At 44.6% G+C, this 5,276-nt stretch carries 5 protein-coding genes; 3 read left to right on the top strand and 2 right to left on the bottom strand.

Features of this window, described 5'->3' with window-relative positions:
- Window positions 1-179 precede the first annotated feature (179 nt).
- Window positions 180-1,955: an oleate hydratase gene (locus tag ACI4J0_RS07890; protein WP_439765265.1), complete on the bottom strand. Its 1,776-nt coding sequence runs from the start codon at window positions 1,953-1,955 to the stop codon at window positions 180-182.
- Between the two features lie 155 nt (window positions 1,956-2,110).
- Window positions 2,111-2,695, bottom strand: a complete 585-nt coding sequence (locus tag ACI4J0_RS07885) for a TetR/AcrR family transcriptional regulator (RefSeq protein ID WP_439765264.1) — start codon at window positions 2,693-2,695, stop codon at window positions 2,111-2,113.
- Between the two features lie 141 nt (window positions 2,696-2,836).
- On the opposite strand from ACI4J0_RS07885, the gene ACI4J0_RS07880 reads away from it, so the two are divergent.
- From ACI4J0_RS07880 to ACI4J0_RS07870, 3 genes are all read left to right on the top strand, one after another.
- Entirely contained in the window at window positions 2,837-3,415 is a 579-nt protein-coding gene (locus ACI4J0_RS07880) for a TetR/AcrR family transcriptional regulator (protein ID WP_439765263.1), read from the top strand.
- Between the two features lie 123 nt (window positions 3,416-3,538).
- The gene (locus tag ACI4J0_RS07875; protein WP_439765262.1) at window positions 3,539-4,135 is read left to right on the top strand and encodes an HdeD family acid-resistance protein; all 597 of its coding nucleotides are present in this window, start codon (window positions 3,539-3,541) and stop codon (window positions 4,133-4,135) included.
- A partial coding sequence (locus tag ACI4J0_RS07870; protein ID WP_439765261.1) for an efflux RND transporter permease subunit occupies window positions 4,132-5,276 on the top strand: 1,145 nt, incomplete at its 3' end. The genes ACI4J0_RS07875 and ACI4J0_RS07870, both read left to right, overlap by 4 nt.

Genomic DNA, 5,276 nt, shown 5'->3' with positions numbered 1-5,276 from the left:
AGAATAAGATGTTTTACGGTAAGATGCAAAAATACGATTATTTTGTTTTTAGCTAAGTTTTTGCATCTTAAGCGGACAAACAGCGGACAAAAATAATATACTCCTGAAATTAAGACCGACCGGACTTTTGAAAATCCGGTCGGTCAATTTTTTTGTAAAGCAAATTTCATCTATTTGTGTCAGATAACATTATACTCCTTCAGCAGCTTCTCAATATCCGTTCCCTCGATTTTTTTCAGAACAGCCTTGAATGCGATCTTTTCAAGAAGTGTGGGGTTCATTTCGGTTAACTTTTTGCCGTCACGAAGCTGAACTGTAGCGTTAAGCAGATCGCGGACATCGTATACGCTTCCCCATACCTCGGGAACGCCTCTGTCAATGTCAAGCAACGTATATACTGCTTCCATGCCTGTTCTCATAGAATATTCGGTGGTGAAAATGGTATCACGCTTTGTTTCGGCAAACTGACCGAGGAATGCGAAGTTTACAGCTCCCTTAGGTACAACGTCGGGACGATCGCCTGCGGCACGGGGCATAAAGAATGCGGTAATATACGGCATCATGCAAGGCACCGTATTTGCACTGCGCTCGGCAAGTTCCTCTATCTTACTTTCGGGAACGCCGATATGATAGAGCCACTCCATGCATATCTCCTTGCCCGTACATTCACGCATGGGCTTCTTTACAAAATTTCCAGGCTTGTCGCTGAAAAGACCATATATCCAGCCAACAAGCTGTCCCTTGGGCTGTGTGCGGAACTGGGGCTGACGGTTAAATGTCCAGCTGAGAAGCCAGTTGGAATCCTTGACAGTAACAATTCCGCCTGTTACTACCTTGCCCGAGAACGGGTCGCGCTGACAGATATTCTTGATATAAGGTACTATTTTATCGTCCAGCGTTGTAACTGTGGCGCTCATCCAGTTGCTCTGTTCGGGAGCAGAGCAGAACTTGTCGGGGTGACCGAAGGAGGGATCCTGTGCGGCTATCTTACGCCACATATCCCAGCCGCCGCCCGGCTTGATTTCGGTGTTGAAATCAGCGGGAGTATTCTGGGAGCCGAGAGAAGAATTTTCAACGCAACCTCCGTTGGTGATAAATACAAGGTCATTTTCGGTAAGGTCTACGGAATCCTCCTTGCCGTCATGGAGCAGGATTATCTTTTTTGCCTGCTTTTTCTCGGGAGTAATATCAAACTCAACATTTACAACTTTGGTATTATAATGGAACTGCACTCCGAAGCCTTCCAGATATTTTATCATGGGGAGTATCATGGATTCATACTGATTGTACCTTGTAAATCTCAGCGCCTTGAAATCGGGCAGACCGCCTACATGATGAATATAACGCTTGATATACAGCTTCATTTCAAGTGCGCTATGCCAGTTTTCAAAGGCGAACATTGTGCGCCAGTAGAGCCAGAAGTTTGAATTCAGCACTTCATCATCAAAAAAGTCTGTGATTTTCTTGTCGTAAAGCTGTTCATCGGGTGTGAAGAACAGTTTCATTATCTCCATAGCGCCCTTGTCAGAAAGACCGAATTTTCCGTCTGTGTGGGCGTCCTCACCGCATTTTTCAGTGGCGCGCATAAGGGAGTAGTTGGGGTCGTGCTTGTTGAGCCAGTAGTATTCGTCCAGCACGCTTACACCCTCTGTTTCAATGGACGGTATCGAACGGAACAGATCCCACATTACCTCAAAATGGTTATCCATTTCACGTCCACCGCGCATTACATATCCAATGCCGGGATACTCGTATCCGTCGCAGGCACCGCCGGGGATGGGGTCTTTCTCGAAGATATGAACGCGCTCGCCCTTCATCTGACCGTCTCTTACAAGATAGCACGCAGCAGTAAGGGCAGCCAGTCCCGTACCGATGATGTATGCCGATTTCCTGTCAACGCCCTCGGGCTTTTCGGGTCTTGCAAATGCTTCGTAATTTCCGCTTGAATAATACATAATAATAACCTCCGATAAAAATATACTGAACCGTATTTACGGCTCCGTTTTTTGCTTACAGCTATATTATATACCGCAGAAACACAGCTTACAATAAATAAAATCACCCCTATGATAAAAGCTTTATCACAGGGGCGAAGCTGTATATTTTTTTATCATTCGAAGTGATTTGATGTAACGGGTCTGTCGGTGCGGCAGTTTTTCAGTGCACGGGTAATATCGCCGTGAATAAGATTGCTTATTCTGTCGACTATCTGCTTTGGGTCGGCTTTCATATCGTTTTTTATCCATTCCAGCATTATGCCGACAAATGCAAACTTGTAAAAATCAGCAATGAATTTTTTGTCGTCCTCGCTGACCGGCATATTGGCGGAGCGCTCGTTTACAATGCCGATGAGCAGATCGTATGTGACCCTATAAAGATAGATTTCCACCTGCTCACGGCTTACTGAGCGGTACACGTTCATAATAAACGGCTTGTTTTCCAGCACGGCATAAAAAATATTCAGAAAACCCTGCTGCCATGTATCGTAGGTCTTTTTGCCCTCCAGAGCCTTTGCAGCATCCTCCTCACAGGTCCATTCCACAAGGTCGTAAATATCCTTGAAATGATAGTAAAAGGTCATGCGGTTGATGCCGCAGTCCTCGGCAATATCGTTTATGGTTATCTTATTAAGCGGCTTTTTCAGCAGCATATTTTTCAGTGATGCTGCCAATGCACGTTTTGTTATCTGTGACATTATTTTCCTCCGATGATAGTATTTATATTTATATTTTATCATATAAACATTATTTTTGCAATAAAAATTATAATAAGGCGGTTGAATTTTATTTTGTGCTATGCTACAATAATAGAAAACATTTTATCGGAGGGACTTCTTTTGCCGAATTTTACCCGTGACGCCATTATCAGATCATTTCTCGGTTTGCTCAATGAAAAGCCTGTAAATCACATTACCGTAAAGGATATTGTTGAGGACTGCGGCATAAACCGCAACTCCTTTTATTATCATTTTCAGGATCTGCCTGCACTTATAGAGGCGGTACTTCAAGCCGAGGCAGACAGGATAATCAGCGAAAACGCAAGCCTCGATTCCTTTGAGGATTGTCTTTTGGCTGCAGTAAGCCTTGCACAGAATAATAGAAATGCGGTTCTTCATCTTTATCAGGCGGATCGTGGTCTGTACGGTCAGTATCTTGACCGTATCGCAGAGTATGCCGTGGAAAAATACATAACCGCCGCTTTAAATGACGTTGTTATACCCGAGGAGGACAGAAAGATAATCGTTCATTATTACAAGTGCCTTTTGGTGGGAATGGTGCTGGACTGGATGAATTCGGGTATGCAGTATGATATTCGCAGCAGAGTTGCAAGGGTCTGCGAGCTTTTTGAAGGCAGTATGCAGCAGGCTGTAAACCGTGCGGCGGAAAAATTCAGACAAAAACCCCCCAATGCCTAAAATTTATACATTTTTATCCCTGTGACTGAAATTCGGTCACGGGGATTTTTTTGTCTGTTTATTTTTTTGTTTGTGTGTGCTAAACTTTAGCTGTAAGATAAAACATGAAAGGAAGTGGTAAGGATGAAAAAAGAAAATTCGGTACTTGCGGTGAAAATAGGTTATATAACGGTGTCGACACTTACAGTTCTGCTGGGAATATTTCTGATAATACGCCCGGAAATATCGCTGAATGTTATCTGCCGCATCTTGGGTACGGTAATGACGGCATGCGGTGCGGTAAAGCTGGCGGGATATTTCTCAAAGGATCTGTACCGTCTGGCATTTGAGCATGATCTTATCTTCGGTACGCTTTTGTGTATTATCGGCATAGCGGCGCTTGTGCGTCCGGTAAAAATTATATCGGCAATGCACATTGTGGCAGGAATTATTATCCTTGAAGAAGGTATCTTCAAGATGAGAACAGCCGTCGAAGCAAAGCGTTTCGGACTTAACAAATGGCACATTATCACCCTGCTTGCTGTGCTGACAATTACAGCCGGTATTTTGCTCTTGCTGAATCCCTTTGAAGCGGCGCAGACAATGACGGTCATTCTGGGTGCGGCTATGATAGCCGACGGAATACTGAATTTGTGCGTGGCGGTGTATGCCATAAAGGTCACCAAAAATCAGTTTATTGAAGCTGAATATCATATTGAAGAAAGGAACGATGAACAATGAAATTTTCTGAAGCCGTTGTCAAGCGGCGCATACTTATCCTTATAATTGCGGCGGTGCTTATGATACCGTCGGTGCTGGGAATGGCGGCAACAAGGATAAATTACGATATGCTGAATTATTTGCCCGAAGATATGGACACTGTAAAGGGACAGAACCTGCTTACCGAGGAATTCGGCAAGGGTGCATTTTCCTTTATTGTGGCGGAAAATTTGCCCGACAAGGAGGTTTCCGCACTACGGGATAAAATTGCGGCGGTAAAGCACGTTGACTCGGTGATATGGTATGACAGTTTAATGGATATATCCGTACCGAAGGAGCTGCTGCCCGACAAGATATACTCTGCGTTCAACACGGATAATTCAACTATGCTTGCGGTATTTTTCGATACATCAACGTCCGCCGACGAAACTATCGACGCTATCCACGAGATACGTAGCATTGCAGGAAAGCAGTGCTTTGTATCAGGAATGTCGGCGCTTGTCACCGACTTAAAGGATCTGTGCGAGCAGGAAGAACCTGTTTATGTTGCCATAGCGGTGCTGCTTGCCTGTGCGGCAATGATGCTTTTCCTGGATAACTGGCTTGTGCCTTTTGTTTTTCTTGCAAGCATCGGCGTTTCCATACTGTTCAACATGGGCACGAACTATTTTCTTGGCGAAATTTCCTATATCACAAAGGCACTTTCTGCGGTGCTTCAGCTTGCGGTAACAATGGACTACTCCATTTTCCTTTGGCACAGCTACAATGAGTGCAAGGAGAAATATCCCGACAAGGAAAGTGCCATGGCAAAGGCAATATCAAGTACGCTCACCTCCGTAACGGGCAGCTCCGTCACAACTATTGCAGGCTTTATTGCCCTGTGCTTTATGAGCTTTACTCTTGGCAAGGATCTTGGCATTGTAATGGCAAAGGGTGTACTTCTGGGTGTTATCGGCTGCGTTACAATCCTTCCGTCGCTGATACTTGTTCTGGATAAACCCCTTGCAAAGCTGCACCACAAGCCGCTTATTCCCGATATGAGCAGGTTCTCGGCAGGAGTGGTAAAAATATTCCCCGCATTTATTGCGGTATTTGTAATTGTCGCTGTACCTGCATTTATGGGATACAAAAGCACAAACAGCGAGGTATATTACGACTTGGG

This window comes from Huintestinicola sp. (assembly GCF_051882455.1).
In the GTDB taxonomy this organism is placed as follows: Bacteria; Bacillota; Clostridia; order Oscillospirales; family Ruminococcaceae; genus Huintestinicola.
The sequence above is the reverse complement of the archived record's forward strand: the minus strand, read 5'-3'. Positions and strand labels throughout refer to the sequence as shown.